Origin of the sequence: Brucella sp. 22210, assembly GCF_052045675.1 — a bacterium.
Lineage (GTDB): Bacteria > Pseudomonadota > Alphaproteobacteria > Rhizobiales > Rhizobiaceae > Brucella.
The window spans coordinates 1-372 of sequence record NZ_JBQEPD010000186.1 but is presented as its reverse complement, the minus strand read 5'-3'; the positions used below and the strand labels follow the sequence as shown (position 1 = coordinate 372).

Here is a 372-nt window from a genome sequence, read left to right as displayed (position 1 = left end):
ATCGCCTGGAACTGAAAATACCTTTGGCACGCTTGAAGTGAAGGGCAATTATATCAGCGAAGGCGGCAAGCTCATCCTGCACCAGGTGCTTGCAGGCGATAATAGCCCGGGCGATCGTCTGGCTGTTGCCGGCAATACATCGGGCGCAACGGATGTGTCTGTGATCAATCGCGGCGGCATGGGTGCTGCAACGGTTGAAGGTATTCAGGTCATCACGGTTGGCGGTCAGTCAGATGGTACGTTCAATCTGCTGGGTGACTATGTGACCAAGAAGGGCGAACAGGCCGTTGTTGCCGGTGCTTATGCCTATACGCTCAACAAGGGTGGCAAATCGACGCCCAATGACGGCAACTGGTATCTGCGCAGCGAGGA

The 372-nt window shown here is 55.4% G+C and carries 1 protein-coding gene; it reads left to right on the top strand.

The window, feature by feature from the left end; genetic code table 11:
• Positions 1 to 372 (top strand): autotransporter outer membrane beta-barrel domain-containing protein (locus tag ACTJKP_RS27260; RefSeq protein ID WP_440632884.1); only part of this gene is annotated, 372 nt, incomplete at both ends.